The organism is uncultured Corynebacterium sp. (genome assembly GCF_902489365.1).
Taxonomy (GTDB): Bacteria; Actinomycetota; Actinomycetes; order Mycobacteriales; family Mycobacteriaceae; genus Corynebacterium.
The window spans coordinates 1-22,382 of record NZ_CABTZR010000037.1 but is presented as its reverse complement, the minus strand read 5'-3'; the positions used below and the strand labels follow the sequence as shown (position 1 = coordinate 22,382).

The 22,382-nt window shown below is 61.4% G+C and carries 21 protein-coding genes; 10 read left to right on the top strand and 11 right to left on the bottom strand.

The features are described from left to right. From RDN59_RS07010 to RDN59_RS06975, 8 genes are all read right to left on the bottom strand, one after another. Positions 1-1,238, bottom strand: a 1,238-nt coding sequence (locus tag RDN59_RS07010; RefSeq protein WP_308607218.1) for an ABC-F family ATP-binding cassette domain-containing protein, incomplete at its 3' end; no start/stop codon positions are given. Between the two features lie 322 nt (positions 1,239-1,560). Continuing rightward, positions 1,561-1,989, bottom strand: a complete 429-nt coding sequence (locus RDN59_RS07005) for a metal-sulfur cluster assembly factor (RefSeq protein WP_070444828.1) — start codon at positions 1,987-1,989, stop codon at positions 1,561-1,563. Further along, the gene (sufU, locus tag RDN59_RS07000; RefSeq protein ID WP_070444838.1) at positions 1,990-2,439 is read right to left on the bottom strand and encodes a Fe-S cluster assembly sulfur transfer protein SufU; all 450 of its coding nucleotides are present in this window, start codon (positions 2,437-2,439) and stop codon (positions 1,990-1,992) included. Next, entirely contained in the window at positions 2,436-3,683 is a 1,248-nt protein-coding gene (locus RDN59_RS06995) for a cysteine desulfurase (RefSeq protein ID WP_308607217.1), read from the bottom strand. The genes sufU and RDN59_RS06995 overlap by 4 nt, the downstream gene beginning before the upstream one ends. A gap of 64 nt (positions 3,684-3,747) precedes the next feature. Next, a complete protein-coding gene (sufC, locus tag RDN59_RS06990; RefSeq protein ID WP_046649116.1) occupies positions 3,748-4,506 on the bottom strand; it encodes a Fe-S cluster assembly ATPase SufC in 759 nt (252 codons plus the stop codon). 27 nt (positions 4,507-4,533) lie between these two features. Next, positions 4,534-5,724 (bottom strand): Fe-S cluster assembly protein SufD, encoded by a 1,191-nt coding sequence (gene sufD / locus RDN59_RS06985; RefSeq protein WP_308607216.1) that lies wholly within the window; start codon positions 5,722-5,724, stop codon positions 4,534-4,536. Beyond that, positions 5,725-7,170 (bottom strand): Fe-S cluster assembly protein SufB, encoded by a 1,446-nt coding sequence (gene sufB, locus RDN59_RS06980; RefSeq protein WP_070524260.1) that lies wholly within the window; start codon positions 7,168-7,170, stop codon positions 5,725-5,727. Between the two features lie 22 nt (positions 7,171-7,192). Next, entirely contained in the window at positions 7,193-7,843 is a 651-nt protein-coding gene (locus RDN59_RS06975; RefSeq protein ID WP_239248693.1) for a metalloregulator ArsR/SmtB family transcription factor, read from the bottom strand. 198 nt (positions 7,844-8,041) lie between these two features. Here RDN59_RS06975 and mptB point away from each other — a divergent pair, with 198 nt between their 5' ends. From mptB to RDN59_RS06950, 5 genes are all read left to right on the top strand, one after another. Beyond that, positions 8,042-9,778 (top strand): polyprenol phosphomannose-dependent alpha 1,6 mannosyltransferase MptB, encoded by a 1,737-nt coding sequence (gene mptB, locus RDN59_RS06970; protein WP_308607214.1) that lies wholly within the window; start codon positions 8,042-8,044, stop codon positions 9,776-9,778. A 6-nt stretch (positions 9,779-9,784) separates the two neighbouring features. Further along, positions 9,785-10,699, top strand: a complete 915-nt coding sequence (locus tag RDN59_RS06965) for an ABC transporter ATP-binding protein (protein ID WP_308607213.1) — start codon at positions 9,785-9,787, stop codon at positions 10,697-10,699. 61 nt (positions 10,700-10,760) lie between these two features. Continuing rightward, positions 10,761-11,522, top strand: a complete 762-nt coding sequence (locus RDN59_RS06960) for an ABC transporter permease (RefSeq protein WP_308607212.1) — start codon at positions 10,761-10,763, stop codon at positions 11,520-11,522. An 82-nt stretch (positions 11,523-11,604) separates the two neighbouring features. Beyond that, positions 11,605-12,618 (top strand): heme A synthase, encoded by a 1,014-nt coding sequence (locus tag RDN59_RS06955; protein WP_308607211.1) that lies wholly within the window; start codon positions 11,605-11,607, stop codon positions 12,616-12,618. 126 nt (positions 12,619-12,744) lie between these two features. Further along, a complete protein-coding gene (locus RDN59_RS06950; RefSeq protein ID WP_308607210.1) occupies positions 12,745-13,713 on the top strand; it encodes a quinone oxidoreductase in 969 nt (322 codons plus the stop codon). Between the two features lie 4 nt (positions 13,714-13,717). Here the strand turns inward: RDN59_RS06950 and RDN59_RS06945 are convergent, their stop codons facing one another. Beyond that, positions 13,718-14,662 (bottom strand): heme o synthase, encoded by a 945-nt coding sequence (locus RDN59_RS06945; protein WP_308607209.1) that lies wholly within the window; start codon positions 14,660-14,662, stop codon positions 13,718-13,720. Positions 14,663-14,977: 315 nt separating this feature from the next. On the opposite strand from RDN59_RS06945, the gene tkt reads away from it, so the two are divergent. The 5 genes from tkt to pgl all read left to right on the top strand — a co-directional run bounded on the left by tkt (position 14,978) and on the right by pgl (position 21,619). After that, positions 14,978-17,053: a transketolase gene (tkt, locus tag RDN59_RS06940; protein ID WP_308607219.1), complete on the top strand. Its 2,076-nt coding sequence runs from the start codon at positions 14,978-14,980 to the stop codon at positions 17,051-17,053. A gap of 45 nt (positions 17,054-17,098) precedes the next feature. Next, positions 17,099-18,187 carry a transaldolase gene (gene tal / locus RDN59_RS06935; RefSeq protein ID WP_308607208.1) on the top strand — a complete coding sequence of 363 codons (1,089 nt, stop codon included), beginning with the start codon at positions 17,099-17,101 and terminating at the stop codon, positions 18,185-18,187. A gap of 209 nt (positions 18,188-18,396) precedes the next feature. After that, positions 18,397-19,848, top strand: coding sequence for a glucose-6-phosphate dehydrogenase (gene zwf, locus RDN59_RS06930; protein ID WP_374044595.1), 1,452 nt, complete (start codon positions 18,397-18,399; stop codon positions 19,846-19,848). A gap of 21 nt (positions 19,849-19,869) precedes the next feature. Beyond that, a complete protein-coding gene (locus RDN59_RS06925; protein ID WP_308607206.1) occupies positions 19,870-20,802 on the top strand; it encodes a glucose-6-phosphate dehydrogenase assembly protein OpcA in 933 nt (310 codons plus the stop codon). A gap of 55 nt (positions 20,803-20,857) precedes the next feature. Next, a complete protein-coding gene (pgl, locus tag RDN59_RS06920; RefSeq protein ID WP_308607205.1) occupies positions 20,858-21,619 on the top strand; it encodes a 6-phosphogluconolactonase in 762 nt (253 codons plus the stop codon). 145 nt (positions 21,620-21,764) lie between these two features. Here pgl and secG read toward each other — a convergent pair whose 3' ends face one another. Together secG and RDN59_RS06910 are read right to left on the bottom strand one after the other, a co-directional pair. Continuing rightward, positions 21,765-21,998 (bottom strand): preprotein translocase subunit SecG, encoded by a 234-nt coding sequence (gene secG, locus RDN59_RS06915; protein ID WP_046649106.1) that lies wholly within the window; start codon positions 21,996-21,998, stop codon positions 21,765-21,767. Positions 21,999-22,178: 180 nt separating this feature from the next. After that, the coding region (locus RDN59_RS06910) for a triose-phosphate isomerase (RefSeq protein ID WP_308607204.1) at positions 22,179-22,382 on the bottom strand (204 nt) is incomplete at its 5' end.

Here is a 22,382-nt window from a genome sequence, read left to right as displayed (position 1 = left end):
GGATCGATGTTGTCGTGCTCCTGGGCAAAGTAACCGATGCGCAGGCCGTGGCCGGAGACGATGCCGCCTTCGCCGTCGGTGCGCTCCACGCCGGCCAGAAGCTTAAGCAGGGTCGTCTTGCCCGCACCGTTGTAGCCCAGCACAACCACGCGGGAGCCCTTATCAATGGCTAAATCAACGCCGGCGAAAACCTCAAGCGAGCCATACATCTTGGTCAGGCCCTTGGCGTTCATCGGAGTCTTGCCGCAGGGAGCTGGTTCGGGGAACTTGATGTGGGCGACCTTATCGGCCACGCGGACGTCATCAAGCTCGTTCATCATGCGCTCAGCACGGTGCAGCATCTGCTTAGCGGCGGCGGCCTTCGTGGCCTTCGCTCCCAACTTGGCGGCTTGCTTGTGTAGTGCTGCGGCCTTCTTCTCCGCGTTAGCGCGCTCTCGCCGGCGACGTGCCTCATCGGTAGCGCGGGCATCAAGGTACTTCTTAAAGCCCATGTTGTAGACGTCTGCTTCGGCGCGCACGGCATCAAGGAACCAGACCTTGTTGCAGACCGCTTCCAGCAGGTCAACGTCGTGCGAAATCATCACGAGGCCCCCCTCGTGCTTGGATAGGAAGCCGCGCAACCACGTAATCGAGTCGGCGTCGAGGTGGTTCGTGGGCTCGTCGAGAAGCAGCGTAGTCTGGGACTTCCCTGAGCCAGCCGAGGCCGCAAAAAGAATCTGCGCTAGCTCCACGCGGCGGCGCTGACCGCCGGACAGAGTCTTAAGCTGCTGGTCGAGCACACGCTGCGGCAGACCCAAGTTGTCGCAGATCTGCGCGCATTCGGAGTCTGCCTCGTAGCCGCCTAAGGTGTGGTACTCCTCCTCCAGTCGGGAGAACTTACGAATTGCCTTGTCGCGGAACTTATCGTCCGTGGCGGTTTCCATCAGCTCTTGCTGCTTGGCCATGCGGCGCTTGATCTCATCCAAGCCGCGCGCAGAGAGCACGCGCTCACGCGCTGTCTGCTCGATATTGCCCTCGCGGGAATCCTGCGGCAAGTAACCAATGGGCCCCGAGCGCGTCACCGAACCGCCATAGGGCTCGGTCTCCCCCGCCAGAATGCGCATCGTCGTGGTTTTGCCCGCGCCATTGCGCCCGACCAGGCCGATGCGATCCCCCGGCTGCACGCGAAGGTGCTGGCCGGGGGCGTCGAGAAGCGTGCGTGCGCCCACGCGCACCTCGAAATCATTGGTCACAATCACGTCGAAACAGTCTAGCAACCAGGGTAGTTAAACCCGAACCGCACGGCGCCTAGACAGAGCATCGCTTGCGAACCACCACCGACGAATAGATCCCCAGACCTCGATCCCGCAACCTGCCTCTTCTGGGTGAGCCAGTGCTTGGCGACGCCCACCCTGCGTCTTTCGGGATCGAGGTCTGGGGCTTTGCTTTTGGTTGAGGAGGCCGCGTTGACAGTGACGGGAGTTGCTCACATATACGCAGAACACCGCCGGTTCGTGTGGACACAAGGACAATGCACACTCTCGAACCGGCGGTGGGACTAGCCGCGGCGTCTCGCGGAACCTAGACGGCGAAGCCGAGGGCCTGGAGCATCTCGCGGCCCTCCTCAGTAATCATGTTCGGGCCCCACGGCGGCATCCAGACCCAGTTGAGCTGGACTGCCTCGGCGAGCTTGTTGCCCACGATGACATCCTCGATCTGCTCACCGATGACATCGGTGAGCGGACATGCCGGGGAGGTCAGAGTCATGTTGATGACGCAGGTGTTCTTGCCGTCGATCTCGTCGAGCCATACGTCATAAACCAAGCCCAGATCAACGATGTTGATGCCAAGCTCCGGGTCGATGACATCACGAAGATACTCAGTGATATCGAAGACCTTGGAAATCTGCTCTTCGGTTTGTTCAGGCTTGACAGCAGCGCCATCAAAGGAAGCATTCTGATCCTGGTAAGGATCAGTGCTGCCACCGGTGGTTTCAGTGTTATCAGCCATCTACTTCTCCAATTCATTCAGCGCTTCGACGGTGGCGGCTTGGAAAGCCTTCCAACCGAGGAGAGCGCACTTTACACGGGCTGGGAACTTAGCCACGCCAGCGAAGGCGATGCCATCCCCAATAATCTCGTCATCACCCTCAACCTCCCCGCGGGAGGTCACCATCCTCTCGAACTCGGCTAGCTTGGCGTTCGCCTCCTCGAGGGGAATGCCGACGATTTCCTCTGCCATGACGGAAGTCGAAGCCTGCGAGATGGAGCATCCCTCGGCGTCGTAGGACACGTCCTCGACGGTGGAACCATCAGGAGACAGCTTCACGCGCAGGGTGAGCTCATCGCCGCAGGAAGGGTTGACGTGGTGAACCTCTGCTTGGCCCTCGCGCAGGCCAGAGAATTTCGGGTTCTTGTAGTGATCCAGGATGACGTCCTGGTACATGGAATCTAGGTTCATTCGCTCACTCCAAAGAAGGTGCGGGCTGCCCGCACGGCCTCTATGAGGGCGTCGACCTCGTCCTCAGTGTTGTACAGATAAAAGCTAGCGCGTGCGGTCGAATTAGCCTTGCACGCGCGGTGCAGCGGCCACGCACAGTGGTGGCCGGTGCGGATGGACACGCCATGAGAATCAAGAACCTGGCCCAGGTCGTGCGGATGGATCCCATCCACAATAAAGGAGACCGCTCCCCCGCGATCCTCGGTGTTTTCAGGCCCGATGATGCGCACGCCGGGGATCTCAGCAAGCTTCTCCAAGGCCAATGCAGTGAGTTTTTGCTCATGGGCATGAATGGCCTCCATCCCCACCTCGCTCAAGAACTTCACTGCTGCCCCAAGGCCTACGACCTGGCTGGTCATCTGGGTTCCGGCCTCGAAGCGGGTGGGTGGCTCGGCGAACGTCGAACCCTCCATCTTGACTACCTCGATCATGGAACCGCCAGTGAGGAAAGGCGGCAGCTGCGCCAGCAGCTCTTGCTTGCCGTAGAGAACGCCCACGCCGGTCGGCCCGCACATCTTGTGCCCGGAGAACGCAGCGAAGTCGACGTCGAGTTCGTGGAAATCCACAGGCATGTGCGGCACCGACTGGCAGGCGTCCAGGACCACCATGGCGCCCACGGCACGAGCACGCCGAACCAACTCTGCGACGGGCGCCACGGCCCCGGTCACGTTGGATTGGTGGGTAAAAGCCACCACCTTGACGGTGTCATCGAGCTCGAGCGAATCGAGATCAATGCGGCCGTCCTCGGTCATGGAGTACCACTTCAGCGTCGCGCCGGTGCGCTGGCACAGCTCTTGCCACGGCACTAAGTTCGCGTGGTGCTCCAGCTCGGTGACCACGACGGTATCGCCCTCACCGACGTACAGCTCACCGGCGCGCTCGTCACTGAGCACATAGGCAACTTCATTCAACGCCTCCGTGGCGTTCTTGGTGAAGGAAATCTCATCGCGATCAGCGCCCACGAAAGCGGCGATGGCCTGGCGAGCGGACTCATAGGCGTCATCGGCCTCCTCCGCCAGCTGGTAAGAGCCACGGTGCACCGGCGCGTTGGTGCCGAGCACGAACTCCTCCTCGGCCTTCCATACCGGCAGGGGACGTTGCGAGGTCGCTCCCGAATCCAGGTACACCAGTGGTTTACCGTCGCGCACGGTGCGCGAGAGGATAGGGAATTGTTCCCGAATCGCATTAACGTCTAGTTCAGGCATAGGTCCTTGTGCTCGGTTCTTCTTCTCTAGCGTGTCGTGGTGTAGTCGTGGTCGGCGCTACTGCCTACTTGAGAAACTGCTCGTAGCCGTCCGCCTCAAGCTGGTCAGCCAGCTCAGCGCCGCCGGTCTTGATGATCTGTCCGTCGGCGAAGACGTGAACGAAGTCCGGGACAACGTAGTTGAGGATGCGCTTGTAGTGCGTGATGAGGAGGATGCCGCCGTTGGTCTCCTCCTGGTAGCTGTTGATGCCATCGGAAACGACGCGCAGGGCGTCGACGTCCAGGCCGGAGTCGGTCTCATCCATGACGGCGAACTTGGGCTTGAGGATGTCCAGCTGCATAACCTCGTGGCGCTTCTTCTCACCACCGGAGAAGCCCTCGTTGACGGAGCGGTGTGCAAAGGACTTATCGATGGCCAGCTTCTCGCGGGCCTCGGTGAGCTCCTTGTTCCACTCGCGCAGTTTCGGGGCCTCGCCACGAATAGCGGTTACGGCAGAGCGCATGAACTGCGACATCTTCACGCCCGGCACCTCGGTCGGGTACTGCATGGCGAGGAAGAGGCCAGCGCGGGCGCGCTCATCAACTTCCATCTCGAGAATGTTTTCACCGTCGAGAAGCACCTCGCCCTCGGTCACCTCATACTTGGGGTGACCGGCGATAACGTAGGACAGGGTGGACTTGCCGGAGCCGTTGGGGCCCATGACCGCGTGGGTCTCACCGGAGTTGATGGTGAGGTTGACACCCTTGAGGATCGGCGTGGGCTCACCGTCCTCCTCATGTGGGAGCACCTGCGCGTGGAGATTCTTAATTTCCAGAGTAGACATTGAGTTGGTACCTGCTTTCGGGGAGTTTTAAGCGTTGATCTTGGCGAGCTCGTCGACGACGCGGGATTCCAGATCCTCGCGCAGGGACTCGACTGGGATGCGGGAGATGACTTCGGAGAAGAAGCCGCGGATGATGAGGCGGCGTGCCTCGGCGGCAGGGATACCGCGGGACATGAGGTAGAACAGCTCGAGGTCATCGAAGCGGCCCACCGTCGCAGCGTGGCCAGCACCGACGATCTCACCGGTCTGGATCTCCAGGTTCGGGATGGCGTCAGCGCGCGCACCCTCGGTGAGGATCAGGTTGTTGTTCGTCTCATAGGTGTCCGTGTTGTTCGCATTCTTGCGGATGAGCACGTCACCGACCCAGCAGGTGCGGGCCTCGGGGGTGCGGGAGGCGGAGCCGGCTTCGGACTTCTGCGCAGCCGTAGCACCCTGCAGAGCGCCCTTGTAGAAGACACGAGAACGGCAATTCGGCACGTCGTGGTCCACCAGCAGGCGGTTCTCAAAGTACTGGCCGGCATCAGCAAAGTAGACGCCGAGCAGCTCGGCATCGCCACCAGGAGCATCGAAAACCACGCGCGGAGCGAGGCGGACGATCTCGCCGCCGAAGATGGCGGTGTTGTGGCGCAGGACGGCGTCGCGGCCCACCTTCGCAATCTGGTGGGACAGGTGCACTGCATCGTCTTCCCAGTCGGCGTCAACGACGACGGTGACGTGGGAGCCGTCGCCCAGCACGAATTCAACATTGTCAGCGTGGGTGCCGGAGCCGACGTACTTGAGCACGATGGTGACTTCTGCGTGGTGTCCCACGTGGATGGAGGTCGCACCAAAGGAGGTCACACCCTCACCAGCCCCTGTAATGGTGATCTCCACCGGCTTCTCCAGCTGTGCCTCAGCGTCCACAGTGACGACCTGTGCCTCCGGCATGGAAGTCCAGGCCTGTGCGGCAACGCGATCAGCGGGGGCGCCAGCGGTGCCAAGACGGGCGTCGTCAGGCGCAACAGTTTCGGAGGTTACGCCTTCCGGAGCGGTGACGTCGATCTTCTGCGCGGTCGCCGGCGCAAACTCACCGTTGTGCAGGCCCCGCAGGTTGCGCAGGGCGATAAAGCGCCAAACCTCATCGCGGCCGTGCGGGACCGGGAAGTCCTCCACGTTGAATGAGGTGAACTGGTCACCCTTGGTGACGTCAGCAGGATTAAATTCGTTGGAAGCTACCACTTAGCCCACCGATCCTTCCATCTGCAGCTCGATAAGACGGTTGAGCTCCAATGCGTATTCCATGGGGAGCTCCTTTGCAATCGGCTCAACGAAGCCGCGCACGATCATCGCCATGGCCTCTTCCTCGGCGATACCGCGGGACATGAGGTAGAACAGCTGCTCCTCGGAGACCTGCGAGACTGTTGCCTCGTGGCCCAAGGTGACGTGGTCGTTGCGAATATCGTTGTACGGATATGTATCCGAACGCGAGTTATTGTCCACCAGCAAGGCGTCACACTCGACGTTCGCCGTGGAATTGGCGGCGTTGGCGTTAACCTGCACCAAACCACGGTAAGCGGCGCGGCCACCATTGCGGGCTACAGACTTGGACACAATGTTGGAGGAGGTGTTCGGCGCCATGTGGACCATCTTGGAGCCGGTGTCTTGCACCTGGTTGTCCGCCGCGAAAGCCAGGGAGAGAACCTCACCCTTGGCGTGCTCGCCGGTCAGCCAGCAGGACGGGTACTTCATGGTCACCTTGGAGCCGATGTTGCCATCGACCCATTCCATGGTGCCGCCCTCTTCGACCTTGGCACGCTGGGTCACCAGGTTATAGACGTTGGTGGACCAGTTCTGAATGGTGGTGTAGCGGCAGCGGCCGCCCTTCTTCACGACGATCTCGATGACACCGGTGTGCAGGGAATCCGAGTTGTAGATCGGAGCGGTGCAGCCCTCGATGTAGTGGACGTAAGCATCCTCTTCCACGATGATGAGGGTGCGCTCGAACTGGCCCATGTTCTCCGTGTTGATGCGGAAGTAAGCCTGCAACGGGATGTCCACGTGGACGCCCTTCGGCACATAGACGAAGGAACCACCAGACCAGCAGGCATTGTTCAGCGCGGAGAACTTATTGTCACCGGCCGGGATGACCGTGCCGAAGTACTCCTGGAGGATCTCCGGGTACTCGCGCACAGCGGTATCGGTATCAACGAAGATAACGCCCTGAGCTTCGAGGTCCTCACGAATCTTGTGGTAAACCACCTCAGACTCGTACTGGGCGGCAACACCGGAGACTAGACGCTTCTTCTCGGCATCCGGAATACCCAGCTTGTCGTAGGTCTCCTTAATGTCTGACGGCAGGTCATCCCAGGTTTGGGCCTGCTTCTCAGTGGAGCGGACAAAGTACTTGATGTTGTCGAAGTCGATGTCGGACAGATCCGGGCCCCACGTGGGTACCGGCTTCTTGTTGAAAACGCGCAGTGCCTTGAGGCGAGACTCAAGCATCCATTCCGGCTCGTTCTTCTTCTCCGAGATATCGCGGACGACGTCCTCGCTCAAACCTCGGTGTGCCGCCTGGCCGGCTGCGTCCGAATCGTGCCAGCCATAGTCATAGCCACCGATGGAGGAGATGATCTCATCATCGCTCATCTTGGTCTCAAGCCCTGGTGCTGGTTGTGCCTGTGTCAAAGCCCGCTCCTTTCTATGTTGATTAGTCTTCTTCCCGTTCCACCGCGGACGGCGGGACAGGCGTTAAGGGGATATTCGTGGTGCAGATTCCGTGGCCATCTGCGATGGAGGCCAAGGGCTGCACATGTTTGCCTAATAGCGCGGAGAAAACCTCTTGTTCAGCTTCACACAACTCCGGGTGCTCAGCCGCCACATGGGCTACCGGGCAATGGTGCTGGCAAATCTGTACTCCATTTCCCACCGACGTCACAGTGGCCGCGTAACCGTGCGCATCAAGCACAGCGGCCAGCTGACGCGCCACCTCAGGTACGGATTCTTCTTCCTCTACCAAAGGGGTCACGTCTTCCACGAGCCGTTCGAAGCGGGCTTTGGCAAAGCGCCGGACCGCCTCGGGCCCACCCGCTTCCCGCAACGCGGTGAGTGCTTCCGCCGCCAGTTGGTCATAGGCGTGACCGAATTGGGCACGGCCTTGATCAGTGAGGCGAAAGTGCTTGGCGGGGCGGCCACGGCCTGCCGACTGCCCGGGAAGAGCCGAAGGGCGGCGGTGTACAACCTCGGTGAGTCCTTCCTCCACCAAAATGTCTAAGTGCCGGCGTATGCCGGCTGCAGAGAGACCTAGGCGTTCACCTAAGTACGACGCCGTCACCGGGCCGTCCTTGAGAAGCAACAACATGACGTGTCGGCGAGTATCGCCCTCGGTAGAACGAGTCTCCCTGGGTAACTCCTTCGTCACGGTGCACACCTCCTTGAGTGAATGATTCCCTGTTTAGACAACACTAGTGTTCCTTAATTCATTCCCGATTTCCACTCTTTCCTTCGTGTCGCGGGCAGCTAGTTCCTGCTCACCACCGAGCCGCTAAGGTAGACAGTCATGAATATGGAACGCGACTACACCCGATCGGGGCGACTGCCCCGCGTTATCTGGGGCGTGCGCGATGAGCTTCCCCGCATGGGTGTTCCCGGTTCCCGTTCCGCGCTCCTTCACCAGGATTTTCCGAACCTCACCGACAGCGCGGATCGCTCCGCGCTTGGCGACGCCCACCGCCGCACCATCTCCCAGCTGCGCACGCTGTTCACACTTCGCTGGCTCGGAACCATTGGTGCGTCACTCATTGCGCTCGGCGGATTGGGCGCCGGTGCGCTCCCGGTGGTGGGCAACCCCTATGAGTCTCTGCCTTTTGGCTCGCTCATGACGCGGATGCTGCAGTCAGCCTCCGCCATCGTGTTCATCGGGGTCGGTTTCATGGTCACAGCCTGGATTTGCATGGCACCGCTAGTCGGTGCGCCCCTCCGTCTGCAGAAGCCGGCCAAGGTTCGGCGGTTTAGCCACTCGCCCCAGGTGGTCACACAGAGCCAGATGTGGCGCACCTGGCTGGGGTGGGTTCTCCCGCTTTTAGCGACCGCTCCCCTGTTCACGCAGGACATTTACTCCTATCTCGCCAACGGCTCCATCGTGCTTCAAGGGCTCGATCCCTATTCCGCGGGTCCGGTGGAGCTACTAGGCGCCGATAACGATCTGGCCCGCTCCGTCCCGTTCATCTGGGCGAACTCACCTTCCCCTTATGGCCCGGTGGCGCTAGGTGTAGCGGCGGTGGTGAGCTGGCTGACGAACGACTCCATTATCTGGGGTGTTGTCCTACACCGGGTGCTTTCCCTCGTCGGCATCATCGCCGCCGGTTGGGCCATCGCCCGGCTGGCTACGCGCTGCCGAGTCTCCCCAGAGGCGGCGCTGTGGCTGGGCATCCTTAACCCCTTGACCATCCTCCACCTCGTCGGAGGCATCCACAATGAATCCTTCATGCTTGGCCTGGCGCTCGTCGGCGTGGAGCTGGGGTTGCGGGCGGTCAACGCTGTACACGATGCCCGCTGGCGAACATGGTCGTTGTTTATCGCATCTGGCGTCCTGATCTCGTGTGCCGGAATGGTCAAGGTGACTGGATTTATCGGCCTCGGCTTCGTCGGCATGGCGGCGGCGCGCGGGCTCGTCGACAAGCTCGGCATCCCACCAGTGCGGGCGGTGCTTGGCGCTGGCGTGACCCAATTGCTGGTGCTCGCAGCGTCCATCGCCGCTGTCACTGTCATTACGGGGATCGACATAGGTTGGATTTTCGGTCAGGGCGGCGCAGCAACTATCCGCTCCTGGCTGTCTGCGACAACCTCCGTGGGCGTCGGCGCCGGCTTCCTCGGGATGCTGTTGGGATTGGGTGATCACACCGAGGCCATCCTCACCGTCACCCGCACTGTGGGCGTCATCATTGCCGCGGGCTTTATGATCCGCATGCTTTTTGCCACCTACCGCGGCGCCATCCACCCTGTGGGCGGCCTGGGGGTATCGACCCTCGTGCTCGTGGTGTTCTTCCCTGTCGTCCAACCCTGGTACATCCTGTGGGCGGTGCTGCCGCTGGCGGCCTGGGCCAACCGGCGCTTCTTCCGCATGGCGGTGATCATCTATTCCGGGTTCATGAGTTTCATCGTGCTTCCCCGCGGCCTCGGCCTTCCCCCAGGGACAGTCTTCGTTATTTACCTAGCCGCCTTAGTGACATTCCTCGTCCTCGCCGGCGTGGGGTGGGTTGCTTTGCGCAGGGCGGGCGTGCGTGTCCTAAACTAGCACTTCGTGACTACATCAGCTCTTGTCTTGGATAACGTCATGAAGACCTATGGCGACGTCAACGCAGTGAATGGGCTGAGTTTCCACGCCAACTACGGCGAGATCCTGTGCTTGCTGGGCCCGAACGGCGCAGGTAAGACCACCACTATCGAGATGTGTGAGGGTTTCAAGAAGCCCACTTCGGGCCGCATTGAAGTGCTGGGGCTTAACCCCTCGCACAATCCCGACGCTGTGCGCTCCCGCATCGGCATCATGCTGCAGGGCGGCGGCTCCTATTCCGGAATCAAAGTCAAGGAGATGCTTGAGCTTAGCGCCTCCTATAACGAGAATCCCTTGGACCCGGAGTGGCTGCTGGACACGCTCGGACTGCGCGGGGTGGTGAAGAGCAGCTACCGCCGCCTGTCTGGCGGGCAACAACAGCGCCTCTCCCTAGCCCTAGCGATCATCGGGCGCCCAGAGTTGGTCTTTCTCGATGAACCTACCGCGGGCATGGATGCCCAGTCGCGCCTTGCCGTGTGGGACCTCATCCGCGCCCTCCGGGCCGATGGCGTAACCGTCATCCTCACCACGCACCTCATGGATGAGGCGGAAGCGCTCAGCGACCGCGTCGTAATCATCGACCACGGCCAGCTCGTGGCAAGCGGCACCGCAGCATCGCTGACGGACTCGGCCGATGTTCCGCAGGTGAATTTCGATACCGCAACACCGGTGGACCTCGAGGCGCTGCGCGACGCCGGCATCGCGGCGGAAGCTCTCCGCCCACTGCACTACCGTCTCACCTCGGAGGCCAGCCCCGCCGGCATCGCAGCGCTGGCTTCATGCTTGGCCGCGCAAAACGTCATCCTCCGCAACCTGCACACCTCGCACCGAAATCTCGAGGAAGTCTTCCTCGACCTCACGGGCCGCGACATGCGCAGTTAGAACCGTCCTCGGCCATTCACCCCGATTCTTTCATCATGTTGTTCGAACAAGGAGAAGCTCCATGAGCACCTTCGCACCCGGCACTTTTAGCCCGCACCCGCAGCGCGTGGGAGTAGCAGCCATGGCACGTGCCCAAGGGGCTATCGAATCCAAGCTGATGCTGCGCCACGGTGAGCAGCAGCTGCTGAGCATCATCATCCCTGTGGCCATCCTGATCGGCGCCGCGACAATGCAAGACAGCACCGGCCACGGCGTGGAGGAAATCTTCCCCATGGTGCTGGCCGTTGCAGCGACCTCCTCCGGTTTCACAGGTCAGGCCATCTCCTTGGCCTTCGACCGTCGCTATGGTGCTCTGAAGCGCACCGGCGCATCGGGGGTCCCGGCCTGGGCCATCGTGGTCGGAAAGATCCTTGGTGTGCTGTCGATGGTGGTGCTTCAGGTCCTCGTCTTGGGAACGGTTGCCGCCTTCCTGGGACTGCGCATCACCGCTGGGGGTGCGGCCATTGGCGTACTCACCCTCACCTTGGGTGTGGCCACGTTTACGGCCTTAGGTCTACTGCTCGGGGGAACGCTGAGCTCCGAGGTGGTCTTGGCGGTGGCCAACCTCATTTGGTTTGTCTTCCTCGGCACCGTGGGGTGGGTCATGTTTTCCCAAGGCCTTGGAGATAATGGGGCGCTGACTCTGGTTCCCACAGTGGCGTTGGCCGCGGGCCTTGATACCGCGCTGAACGGTTCCTTCCCGGGCATTGAGCTCCTTGTCCTCGTGGGGTGGGCAGCGGTGGCGTCGTTTGCCGCGGTGCGTTGGTTCCGCTTCGAGGGTTAAAAGTGATTCTTCTCCCTTGCGTGGTGTGACCCACCCGTCGATATTGGTTCCCGGATGGGGCCGGGCGGTAGGCTGAATAGCCGTGAGTACCGCCAATATTTCCTCCTCTCAACGTTCCACCGAGCCCGCTGCACCGTCCACCGGTCCCTCGGTGAAGACGCAGCGCATCGTCGCGCTCATCCTCCTGCTCTGCCAGGGCGGCATTACAGTGTCGGGCTCCATCGTGCGCGTAACCGGCTCCGGCCTTGGTTGCGTCTCCTGGCCCAACTGCCACCCCGGCTCCTTGGTGCCCCTTGAGGGTGCGGCTCCCATGCTGCACCAGGCCATTGAGTTCGGTAACCGCCTGCTGACCTTCGTTGTCGGGGCGGCAGCCATCGCCAGCATCGTGGTCGTTCACAAGGCGCAGCGCCGCAAGGAGCTCAAGGTCTATGCCTGGGCGGGTCTCGCGGGAATCGTGGTGCAGGCATTGATCGGTGCCCTGTCGGTGAAACTAAATCTGTCCTGGTGGGCGGTGGCGATTCACTTCCTCCCGTCGATGGTCTTGGTGTGGATCGCGGCCATGCTGTTTTCGCGCATCAATGAACCCGATGACGGCGCTCCCACTCGCCTCTTTCCCGCCGCGGTGCGCACCCTCGCGGTGGTGGCCACTGTGGCCCTGTCCATCGTTCTGCTCACGGGTACGTTTGTGACTGGCTCGGGTACCCACTCCGGTGATGCCGGCGTGGGCATGGAGGGCCGCCTCGGCGTGGACACCTATGGCATGGCCATCATCCACGCGGTCTGCATGTACGTCTACTTGGCCCTGACCCTCATCGTGGTCTTCCTCCTGCACCGCACCGGCGCTCCCAAGGTGGCCAAGAAGGCCGGCTGGGTGCTCATTGCCTGCATCGTCATCCAGTGGGCTATCGGTGTCACCCAGTTCTATTTGCACATCCCGCGCTGGACCGTGCCTTTCCACGTGGGCATGTCTTCGGTGGTTACCGCGTTTACGGCCCTGCTGTGGGCGCATGGGTTGCGCCGCGTGGGCGCCGTTGATGACGCTACTCCCAGCACTGCCCAGCGCGGTGACGAGAACGTCCCCGCTGCTCACAGCTAGGCAGAGCCAAAAGAGCGAGTAAAGCCATTAAGACAGCTACTCCCAGCGCCGTCGTTCTCACCAGGAAGTGAGGATGGCGGCGCTTTTTGCTGCGCGGAGCCCGCGGCTTCGTTTAGCCTAGACACCATGCATGCTATTCAGGTGACCACGACCGGAGGACCCGAGGTCCTCACCTACGCCGAGGTAGAATCCCCCACGCCGACGAAGGAGCAGCTGCTTGTCGACGTCTCCGTGGCCGGTGTCAACTACATCGATACCTACTACCGCGAAGGCATCTACAACGCCTCCGTGCCGTTCATCATCGGACTCGAAGGAACCGGGCGCGTTGTGCACGACCCCCAGGGGGAAATCGCCCCGGGCACGATGGTGGCCTGGGATCACGCTTTCGGCTCCTATGCGGAGCAAGTCTGCGTGCCGCGTGACCGCGTGGTGGCCGTCCCGGACGAGATTCCTTCCGCCGTCGCCGGTTCGATGCTCCTGCAGGGGATGACGGCGCACTACCTCACCCACGGTGTGTATCAGCTGGGGGAAGGCGCGTCCTGTCTGATCACTGCCGGTGCGGGCGGCGTGGGCTTGATCCTCACCCAGATGGCCAAGTCTTTGGGCGCCACCGTCTATTCCGTGGTCTCCACGGATGAGAAGGAAGAGCTGGCCTATGGCGCGGGCGCGGACCACGTGTTCCGCTACAGCAGTGGCTTGGCAGAGCAGGTACGTCGTCACAATGGCGGGCGCGGCGTCGACGTGGTCTACGACGGCGTCGGCAAAGCCACTTTCAATGAGTCTCTCGAAGTTGTGCGCCCACGCGGCACGGTCGCACTTTTCGGCGCCGCGTCGGGCCCCGTCCCGCCGATGGACCCGCAGCTGCTTAATAAGCACGGTTCCATTTTCCTTACCCGCCCCTCACTCGGTGCCTGGACCTCCCAGGAAGGCGAGTTCCAGATGCGTGCTCAGGCTGTTGTTCAGGCGGTCATCGAGGGCGACCTCGATTTCCGCATCTCCGCGGAGTATCCGCTCGCCGAAGCTGCTCAGGCCCACCGCGACCTCCAAGAGCGCAAGACCACCGGCTCGATCGTCCTCCGGGTACGCGAAGACTAGCTCACTAGAACAGCGCGGCCGACCAGCCCAGCATGCGCCCGATGGGCTCCCAGCCCACGACGGCGTCGATGGACAGGCCGATAAAGAGCACCGACAGATAGTTGTTGGAGTAGATAAACAGGCGCATGGGCTTGACCTTTGCTCCCTTCTTCACTCCTTGGTGGAGGCGGATTGCCATCCATAAAAAGACCGCACCGGAGGCCACCGCGGCCACCAAGTAGATCCAAGAGGCTGCCGGGATAATAAGGAAGGTCACGATAACCGTTCCGATCGTGTACCACACGATTTGCCGGGTAACTTCTACTTCCCCGGCAACGACGGGCAGCATCGGCACCCCGGCCTTGCGGTAGTCCTCCTTGTACTTCATCGCCAGCGCCCACGTATGGGGCGGGGTCCAGAAGAAGATAATGAGGAACAGCACCACGGCCTGCCACCAACGGTCCGGCTCCCCCGCCGGTGCGTTATCACGAATGACGGCCCAACCCACCATGGCGGGCATACAGCCAGCGAGGCCTCCCCAGACGATGTTCTGGGAGTTCCGCATCTTGAGGAACTTCGTGTAGACAATGACATAAAAGAAGTTGGTCAAGAGCACGAAGAACGCGGCCAACCACGAGTTAGCTAACACACCCAGCCAAAAGACGGATAGCGCCAACATGATCCACGCGAAGATCGCGGCATTGCGTCGCGAAATGGTCTTGCGAACTAGCGGCCGGGCACGGGTGCGCTGCATCTTCTGGTCGATCTCATAATCGACGACGTTGTTAAACGTGTGGGCAGCCGCGGCACCCATCCATCCACCGAAGATGGTGGAGACGATGAGCCAGAAGTTGGAGGACACTGCCTCGAATCCACGCTGCGCCTGGAGCATAGCCGGGATTGCCGCCACGAGGAGGAGCTCAATGATCCTCGGTTTCGTTAGCGCAAAATAGGCCTTGATGGTCTCCAAGGAACAATCCTCCGTATATCCGGCACGTGGGTGTATGGCTTATGGGTCTGACGTACTGGTCGGCTGCCCGCACTAAAAAGTTCCCGAGAACTTTGTGGCGAATCCCCCAAGCGTTCTTCGGGGATAGTCGCCGCCCACTGGCTGGCAGCGGGGCATCAGCGTCAACCATGCCAGACTACCGCTCGAAACCTGGTTTATATAATCCCCCGCCGAAGATCGAAAAACCTTTACACTGATTAACGGTATATCTGTTTCCAGAAGCGAAGTGAGGTTTTCGCCGTGTCGAACGAAAAGTTGTCCCCGGAACTGCAGGCTATGGTTCAGCGCCGTTATCCTTCGGACTGGAGTGACCTCGACACTCGCGCCGTGGATACCGTGCGCGTCCTAGCTGCCGACGCCGTCCAGAACTGCGGCTCCGGCCACCCCGGTACCGCCATGTCCCTGGCACCGCTGGCCTACACGCTCTACCAGCGCGTGCTTAACCACGATCCGGCCGATGTTCACTGGGCAGGGCGCGACCGCTTCGTACTTTCCGTTGGGCACTCTTCCCTGACGCAGTACATCCAGCTTTTCCTCGGCGGCTTCGGTCTGGAGATGGAAGACCTCAAGTCGCTGCGTACCTGGGGCTCGAAGACCCCGGGCCACCCGGAGGTTCACCACACCGATGGAGTAGAAATCACCACTGGCCCCTTGGGCCAGGGCCTGGCCTCTGCGGTCGGCATGGCAATGGCCGCACGCAAGGAACGTGGCCTGTTCGATGCCTCTGCCCCGGCCGGTGAATCCCCCTTCGATCACTTCGTTTACGTCATCGCCTCTGACGGTGACTTGCAAGAGGGCGTCACCGCTGAGGCTTCTTCGTTGGCAGGCACCCAGCAGCTGGGCAATCTCATTGTCTTCTGGGATGACAACCGAATCTCCATTGAGGACGACACCAACATTGCCTTCAACGAAGACGTGGCCAAGCGTTACGAGGCCTATGGCTGGCACGTGCAGACCGTGGAGTCCGGCGAAGATGTCGAAGCCATCGAAGCAGCTGCCGCCGCAGCACGCGCAGAAACCTCCCGCCCCTCCTTCATCCGAGTTAAAACCGTGATTGGTTACCCGGCACCGAACAAGATGAACACCGGCGGCGTCCACGGCGCAGCCCTCGGCGAGGATGAGGTAGCCGCCACCAAGGAGGTCCTTGGTTTCGATCCGGCGCAGTCCTTCCACATCGACGAAGAAGTCCTCGCGCACACCCGTGAGCTGACCGCTCGCGGTGCTGCAAAGCACGCAGAGTGGCAGGAAAAGTTTGACGCGTGGGCAGCTGCCAACCCGGAGGAAAAGAAGCTCTTCGACCGCCTCCAGGCTCGCGAGCTGCCGGCTGGCTTCGCCGCAGAGCTTCCGTCCTGGGAAGCAGGCGAATCCTTGGCAACGCGCAAGGCCTCCGAGGCCGCCATTCAGGCGCTGGCAGCATCCTTGCCGGAGATGTGGGGCGGCTCCGCCGATCTGGCAGGCTCCAACAACACGGTGATCAAGGGCGCGGATTCCTTCGGCCCAAAGTCCATCACCACCGGTACTTGGACTGCCACCCCCTACGGCCGCAACCTGCACTTTGGCATCCGCGAGCACGCCATGTCCGCAGTCATGAACGGCATTGCGCTGCACGGCAATACCCGCGTCTACGGTGGTACCTTCCTTATCTTCTCTGAGTACCAGTACCCGGCTGTCCGCCTCGGCGCGCTCATGTCCACCGATACCTACTACGTCTGGACGCACGATTCCATCGGGTTGGGCGAGGACGGCCCCACCCACCAGCCAGTGGAAACGCTCGCTGCCCTGCGCGCCATCCCCAACCTCTCCGTTATCCGCCCGGCGGATGCCAACGAGACCGCCCAGGCGTGGGCTGCAGCCCTTGAGTACAAGGCAGCTCCGAAGGGCCTGGCCCTGTCCCGCCAGAACCTGCCTGTCCTCGAAGGAACCAAGGAGAAGGCTGCCGAAGGCGTACGCCGCGGCGCCTACGTCCTTGTTGAGGCATCGAAGGAAACCCCCGACGTGATTCTTATCGCCACCGGCTCCGAGGTGCAGCTTGCCGTGGAGGCCGCCAAGCAACTCGAGGCGGACGGTACCGCGACCCGCGTGGTTTCCGCGCCGTGCTTGGAGTGGTTCGACGAGCAGGACGCTTCCTACCGCGAGTCCGTCCTCCCCTCCGCGGTCCGTGCGCGCGTCTCCGTCGAAGCCGGTGTCTCCATGCCGTGGCACAAGTACACCGGCACTTTCGGCCGCACCGTGTCCTTGGAGCACTTCGGTGCTTCCGCACCTGCTGCGGAGCTCTTTGAGAAGTTCGGCTTCACGGCCGAGGCCGTTGCTGACGCCGCCCGCGAGTCCCTCACCGCTGCTCAGGCAGGTTAATTCCCTCCCTACTGCTGTCCATTACGAAAGGACCCTGCACACACCATGACACATATTGATGAGCTGGCACGTCTCGGTACCTCGACGTGGCTCGATGATCTCTCCCGTGAGCGCCTGGATTCCGGCAACCTCCGCGAACTCCTCGACACCAAGTCCATCGTGGGTGTCACCACGAACCCAGCGATCTTTGCTGCCGCAATGTCCTCCGGCACCTCCTACGATGCCGACATCGGAGCGCTGAAGGAAAAGTCCGCTACCGCGGACGAAGCGGTGTACTCGCTCGCCATAGACGATGTACGCAACGCCTGCGATCTCTTCACCGAGATCTATGAATCAACTGACGGCCGGGACGGTCGAGTGTCCATCGAAGTTGATCCACGAATCTCTGCAGATTCGGAGGCAACCTTGGCACAGGCCCGCGAGCTGTGGACCAAGGTCAACCGCCCTAACCTCATGATCAAGATCCCGGCAACCGACGGTTCGCTGCCCGCCATCTCCGATGCGCTGGCAGAAGGTATTTCCGTCAACGTCACCCTGATCTTCTCTGTGGAGCGCTACGCGCAGGTGATTGCCGCCTACAAGGAGGGGGTTCAGCGCGCCGCCGAAGCAGGTAAGGATGTCTCCACTATTCACTCCGTGGCCTCCTTCTTCGTCTCCCGCTTGGACACCGAAGTCGACAAGCGCCTCGAGTTGAACGGCTCTGATGACGCCCTCGCGCTGCGTGGAAAGGCCGGTGTGGCCAACGCCCAACGCGCCTATGCGCTTTTCCTGAAGGAATTCAAGGAAAACGGGGGCGACTTGCCTTCCGGTGCCCACCCGCAGCGGCCACTGTGGGCGTCGACGGGGGTCAAAAACCCTGACTACCCTGCTACCTTGTACGTTTCCGAGCTCGCCGGCCCGGAGACCGTTAACACGATGCCCGAGAAGACCATTGATGCGGTTCTTGCGCAGGGGAACCTGCACGGGGATACGCTGACTGATGCTTCTGACTGCGCAGAGAAGGTATGGGCACAGCTGGAGGCGGTCGGCATCGACTTCGCCGATGTTTTCAACGTGCTCGAGCAGGAGGGCGTCGACAAGTTTGTCGATGCGTGGGAGGAACTGCTTGCCTCGATGACGGACCGCCTCTCCTAAAAGACCATGAGATTTTAAGTGCTCACCATCGGCGCGCGCCACCAACGACCATGCAACTGTGGTCCGCGGGGCGCGTGTCGCTATGCTGAGCTGTTGGACTTATCTCACACAGACCGAAAGGACACTTAGTGAGCACTACCAGCGCGTGGGTCAACCCGTTGCGCGACGCGAAGGACAAGCGCCTGCCACGTATCGCCGGGCCATCCGGCATGGTGATTTTCGGCGTCACGGGTGACTTGGCGCGCAAAAAGCTCCTCCCTGCCATCTACGACCTGGCCAATCGAGGGCTGCTGCCCGCCGGCTTCACGCTGGTGGGCTACGGCCGCCGCGACTGGGACAAGCAAGCCTTTTGCGACTACGTCCGCGAAGCCGCCGAGGCAGGTGCCCGAACCACCTTCAGTGAGCATGTGTGGGAGCACCTCGCCAAAGGAATCGAGTTTGTCCAAGGCAACTTCGACGACGCTGGCTTTGATAAGCTCTCCGCTCGGTTGTCTGAGCTCAACGCTTCCCGCGGCACTGGCGGAAACTGGGCCTATTATCTTTCAGTTCCCCCGGAGTTCTTCTCCGATATTTGCCACCAGCTAGAGCGCGTCGGTATGGCGGACAGCACGGAAGGCTCCTGGCGCCGCGTCATCATTGAAAAGCCTTTCGGCCACGATCAGGCTTCCGCGCGCAAGCTCAATGAGATCGTCAATGCCGTCTTCCCGGAGTCTTCGGTGTTCCGCATCGACCATTACCTGGGCAAAGAAACGGTGCAAAACATCATGGCGCTGCGCTTTGCCAACCAGATTTTCGAGCCGATGTGGAACGCGCACTACATCGACCACGTGCAGATCACGATGGCCGAAGACATCGGATTGGGCGGACGTGCCGGCTATTACGATGGCATCGGCGCTGCGCGCGACGTCATCCAGAATCACCTCCTGCAGCTGCTAGCCCTCGTCGCCATGGAGGAACCCTCCTCCTTCGACCCAGAGGCGCTCCAGGCGGAGAAGATCAAGGTGCTGCGCGCCACCAACGCGGTACACCCGCTCAACAAGACCACGGCCCGCGGCCAGTACTCCGCTGGCTGGCAGGGCTCAGAGTATGTCAAAGGCCTGCGGGAGGAGGAAGGATTCGATCCGGAGTCCACGACGGAGACCTATGCCGCTTGTACCCTCGAGGTCAATTCCCGTCGCTGGGCGGGCGTTCCTTTCTACCTGCGCACCGGCAAGCGGCTGGGCCGCCGCGTAACCGAGATTGCACTGGTGTTTAAGACCGCCCCCCACCAACCTTTTGACCAAGGCCAAGCCGATGCGCTGGGCCAAAACGCCGTGGTGATCCGCGTCCAACCTGATGAAGGCGTCACCATGCGCTTCGGCTCCAAGGTCCCAGGCTCCACTATGGAGGTGCGTGACGTCAACATGGACTTCGCCTATGCCGAGGCCTTTACAGAAGAATCGCCGGAAGCCTATGAGCGCCTGATTCTCGACGCCCTCTTGGACGAGTCCTCCCTCTTCCCCACCAACGAGGAAGTGGAGCTGTCGTGGTCCATCCTCGACCCCATCATTGAGTACTGGTCCAGTATCGGACAGCCGGAGCAATACCGCGCTGGCACGTGGGGGCCGGAGTCCGCTAATAGAATGCTGCGCCGCCGGGGTCATTCCTGGCGCCGTCCGTAGGTCCTTAGGAGGAATGGCCTTATGATTATCCCCTTGCCCGATACGACGACGCGCAAGATCTCTAAGAAGCTTGTAGAGATGCAGGAGCACTACACGCTCACGACCGGCCGGGTCCTCACGCTCATCGTCATGACCGAAGAAGGCGATGACCTAGACAACCTGCTCGGCTCGGTGCGCGATGCCTCCCACGAGCACCCTTCCCGTGTCATAGTCATAGCTACTGGAAATCTCGACGAGGAGACACGGCTCGACGCCGAGTTACGCGTTGGTGGCGAAGCGGGTGCCTCGGAGATCGTCGTCATGCACCTGCATGGCGCCCTCGCGGATCAGGCAGAAGCGGTAGTAACTCCCCTGCTTCTTCCCGATACGCCAATCGTGGCGTGGTGGCCTACGGCATGCCCGCCGTCCCCATCCTCTGTTCCGATCGGTGCGCTTGCCCAGCGCCGTATTACCAACGTTGCCTTCGGCAATGGCGTCGATCAGTATGACCTCCACGTGCTCTCCTCTGGCTATACGCCCGGAGATTCCGACATGTCGTGGGGTGCCATCACCCTCTGGCGCGGTATCGTCGCTTCGGCCCTCGATAGGTTCCCGCACGAGCCGATCACCTCTGTGGAGATTTCCGGTGCCGAGCACCACGCCGCTGTCGACTTTGCTGCCGGCTGGCTTCTCGACGCCCTCTCCGTCCCCGTTACCCGTACTGTGTCGGACTGCGCGGCGGGCACCTTCCCGATTACCTCGGTGGTTTTCCACCGTTCCACTGCCGATGTCAGCGTCACTGTCGTTGACCCTGCGACAGTGAAGGTCAGTGTTCCGGGCTCCCCGGAATCACTCGTTAGCCTCGCGGTGCGTTCCGAAGCAGAAGTGCTTTCGGAAGAACTACGCCATCTCGATGCGGATAAGACATACGCTCATGCTCTCCGCGCCTTAGCCCGCGTGGACTACAGTGTGTAGGCATAATCATTTCATCATTTCCTAGTCTCATCATTTAGAAGGATCTATCTGCACCATGGTCACGCTTCGCCGCGTTAGCGACATCGACGAGCTCATATCCTCCGCCGCACTCGCCTTTATCGAGACGGTTGCGGCGATTCAAGCCCCGGGCGGCGGCCTCCACAAGGATGGTGTTGCCCGCGTGGTGCTCACCGGCGGCGGTGCAGGAATCGGTATGTTGCGCGAGCTGGCGCGGCTTCACGACGCCGCGCAACAGCAAGGCAGCGACTACCCAGCACTGGCGGTGGACTGGACGCGCATCCATGTTTTCTTCGGCGATGAGCGCAACGTGCCGGTGAGCGATCCGGACTCTAACGAAGGCCAAGCCCGTGAGGCTCTCTTGGCACACGTGGACATCCCCGAGCGCCACATTCACGGCTATGATTTGGGCGCCGTATCCATGGAGCACGCAGCACAAGCCTATGAGGGCGAGATCCGTGACTTTGCGCCGGAAGGCTTCGATATTCACCTGCTGGGCATGGGCCATGAAGGGCACATCAACTCCCTGTTCCCGCATTCAGAAGCGGTCTATGAAAACACCGACTTTGCCTTCGCGGTCCACGACTCCCCCAAGCCGCCTTCTGAGCGCGTGACGTTGACATACCCGGCCATCAACCGCTCCCAGCGCATTTGGTTCCTGGTTTCCGGTGAGGAGAAGGCCGAGGCTGTCTCCCACCTCGTGGCTGGCGCAGAGGCTGAGGACTGGCCGGCCGCAGGTGCTCAGGGCACTGAGGAAACGCTGCTGTTCTTAAGCGAGGATGCCGCGCAGCGTCTCTAACAGCAGCTCCTCGGCGGCTTCTCTAGGGGCTCCGACGAAAACTACAACGCCGCGTCCTTCACCTTTATCGGAGGATGGACGCGGCGTTTGGCTTATGTGCGGCGGGACCGAAGGGCCTTAACGAAGGGAAGGTCCCTGCCGCCTTTTAGCTATAAGCCTGCAGCAGGTTCAGAGCCACGATGCAGGCAAGCCAGATAACTACCATGACCACGGTGTAGCGGTCAAGGTTCTTCTCCACCACGGTGGAACCAGAGAGGTTAGACTGCACGCCGCCACCGAAGAGGCTCGACAGGCCACCACCTTTACCCTTGTGCAGCAGCACGAAGATAGTCATCAAGATTGCGGCAATCACGAGGAGGATTTCCAGTGCCAAGATCATGAAGTAGTTCCTTGTTTACGCGTATGTACAGTAAGTGTGACGCGCATTAGTGAATCACCATGGTGAGCCACCATCACGCGGGGAAAAGGGCGCGAAGACAGCGCGCGCAATAATCCTCGATGATACACCACGTGGCGGGCCAGATACTATTCCGACCCGCCACTACAGGATCCCGGGAGATTAGACGCCCTGGGCGGCGTTAGCCGCCAGCTTGGCGAACTCCTCGCCCTTGAGGGAGGCGCCGCCGACGAGACCACCGTCAACGTCGGGCTTGCCCACGATCTCCGCGATAGAGTCCACCTTGACGGAGCCGCCGTAGAGAATGCGGATGCCTTCGGCTACGTCATCGCCACCCAGCTCACGAACGAGCTCACGGATAGCGGC

Bases quoted from the DNA above. Each gene is read 5' to 3' on its own strand.
- RDN59_RS07005 (WP_070444828.1), bottom strand. From the start codon at position 1,989: ATGGCTGATAACACTGAAACCACCGGTGGCAGCACTGATCCTTACCAG.
- sufU (WP_070444838.1), bottom strand. From the start codon at position 2,439: ATGAACCTAGATTCCATGTACCAGGACGTCATCCTGGATCACTACAAG.
- RDN59_RS06995 (WP_308607217.1), bottom strand. From the start codon at position 3,683: ATGCCTGAACTAGACGTTAATGCGATTCGGGAACAATTCCCTATCCTC.
- sufC (WP_046649116.1), bottom strand. From the start codon at position 4,506: ATGTCTACTCTGGAAATTAAGAATCTCCACGCGCAGGTGCTCCCACAT.
- RDN59_RS06975 (WP_239248693.1), bottom strand. From the start codon at position 7,843: ATGTTGTTGCTTCTCAAGGACGGCCCGGTGACGGCGTCGTACTTAGGT.
- mptB (WP_308607214.1), top strand. From the start codon at position 8,042: ATGAATATGGAACGCGACTACACCCGATCGGGGCGACTGCCCCGCGTT.
- RDN59_RS06960 (WP_308607212.1), top strand. From the start codon at position 10,761: ATGAGCACCTTCGCACCCGGCACTTTTAGCCCGCACCCGCAGCGCGTG.
- RDN59_RS06950 (WP_308607210.1), top strand. From the start codon at position 12,745: ATGCATGCTATTCAGGTGACCACGACCGGAGGACCCGAGGTCCTCACC.
- tkt (WP_308607219.1), top strand. From the start codon at position 14,978: ATGGTTCAGCGCCGTTATCCTTCGGACTGGAGTGACCTCGACACTCGC.
- tal (WP_308607208.1), top strand. From the start codon at position 17,099: ATGACACATATTGATGAGCTGGCACGTCTCGGTACCTCGACGTGGCTC.
- zwf (WP_374044595.1), top strand. From the start codon at position 18,397: ATGGTGATTTTCGGCGTCACGGGTGACTTGGCGCGCAAAAAGCTCCTC.
- RDN59_RS06925 (WP_308607206.1), top strand. From the start codon at position 19,870: ATGATTATCCCCTTGCCCGATACGACGACGCGCAAGATCTCTAAGAAG.
- pgl (WP_308607205.1), top strand. From the start codon at position 20,858: ATGGTCACGCTTCGCCGCGTTAGCGACATCGACGAGCTCATATCCTCC.
- secG (WP_046649106.1), bottom strand. From the start codon at position 21,998: ATGATCTTGGCACTGGAAATCCTCCTCGTGATTGCCGCAATCTTGATG.